The following is a 1390-nucleotide window of genomic DNA, read 5'->3' as shown; positions in this document are numbered from 1 at the left end:
ATTTGTCTGTGTTTTCGCGATCGCCCCTAGAAAGTCTCAGAAAGCGATCTGTGGGTGGTTCAGCCTGCATCCTTGCTGGCTATTGTCTGCGTTTTCGCGATCGCCCCTAGAAAGTCCCAGAAAGCGATCTGTGGGTAGTTCAGCCTGCATCTTTGGTGGCTATTTGTCTGCGTTTTCGCGATCGCCGCTAGAAAGTCCCAGAAAGCGATCGCAAAAATGGTAAAATAGGTTTTCTGCTGCTCGACTGGAACATCCGGAAACTGCCTGCAAGCCAAACTTGGCTGAATTGCCGGGGATTTTCCACAGTAGCAGTCGCACGATAAAGTTAAAACGAAACGAGGACCGATTCTGTTATGTCAGCACTCATTTGCGGTTCATTCGCATATGACAACATCATGGTCTTTCAGGACCGATTCAAGAATCACATTCTGCCCGACCAAGTACATATCTTGAATGTGTCTTTCTTGGTTCCCGAAATGCGACGCCAGTTCGGGGGCTGCGCCGGCAACATCGCTTACAATCTCAAACTACTCGGAGGTTCGCCGTTGCCCATGGCCACCGTTGGCTCCGATTTTGGGGACTACGCTGAGTGGCTGGACAAACACGGCATCCCGCAAAATCATATCAAGAAAATCGACAGTGAGTTCACCGGTCAGGCATTCATCACCACCGACCTGGATGACAACCAAATCACTGCCTTTCACCCCGGTGCCATGCAGCACGCTCACGCAAACAAAGTTGCGGATGCCAACGGCGTTAAAGTAGGCATTGTTGCCCCTGACGGTCGCGATGCCATGCTGCAACACGCCGAGCAATTTGCCGAAGCTGGCATTCCCTTTGTCTTCGACCCCGGTCAGGGCATGCCCATGTTCAACGGCGAAGAACTGGCACATTTTGTGGACCTAGCCACATACGTTACCCTAAACGACTATGAATGGCAATTGTTGCGCGATCGCACCGGTCTCAGCGAAAACCAAGTCGCCGAACGGGTAGAAGCGCTCGTTGTAACCCGTGGCGGTGAGGGTTCCGATATTTACGCCGGCAACGAACACCATCAAATTCCCTCGGTGAAACCAGAAGCAGTCAACGACCCCACTGGCTGCGGCGATGCGTACCGAGCTGGATTGCTATACGGTTTTGAGCAGGACCTAGACTGGCCAACCACAGGGCGGATTGCTTCGCTAATGGGTTCGATCAAGATTTCCCATCACGGCACCCAGAACCACAGCTTTACGCCAGAAGAGTTCAAAGAACAGTTCCAGAAGGCGTTTGGTTATACTTACTAAGATTTTTCGTTAGTCTAGGTGGCGCGGCGCTAACAGTCCCAACCGCAAGGTGGGCAAGTCGCGCCATCAATTGTAGAAATGGAAAAATAGCGAAAAAATTTCGA

The 1390-nt window shown here is 51.7% G+C and carries 2 protein-coding genes; one reads left to right on the top strand and one right to left on the bottom strand.

Translation table 11 applies throughout. The features are described 5' to 3' along the window. Nucleotides 1–159 precede the first annotated feature (159 nt). Nucleotides 160–318: a hypothetical protein gene (locus AS151_RS21795; protein ID WP_170861262.1), complete on the bottom strand. Its 159-nt coding sequence runs from the start codon at nucleotides 316–318 to the stop codon at nucleotides 160–162. A 35-nt stretch (nucleotides 319–353) separates the two neighbouring features. Between AS151_RS21795 and AS151_RS00270 the strand changes: the two genes are divergently transcribed. Then, nucleotides 354–1286, top strand: coding sequence for a carbohydrate kinase family protein (locus tag AS151_RS00270; RefSeq protein WP_071515074.1), 933 nt, complete (start codon nucleotides 354–356; stop codon nucleotides 1284–1286). Nucleotides 1287–1390 lie beyond the last annotated feature (104 nt).

Origin of the sequence: Geitlerinema sp. PCC 9228 (genome assembly GCF_001870905.1) — a bacterium.
In the GTDB taxonomy this organism is placed as follows: Bacteria; Cyanobacteriota; Cyanobacteriia; order Cyanobacteriales; family PCC-9228; genus PCC-9228.
This window is presented reverse-complemented; position numbering and strand designations above follow the sequence as displayed.

What these genes read in the sequence shown, in the direction of transcription:
- AS151_RS00270 (WP_071515074.1), top strand. Translation starts at nt 354, where the DNA reads ATGTCAGCACTCATTTGCGGTTCATTCGCATATGACAACATCATGGTC.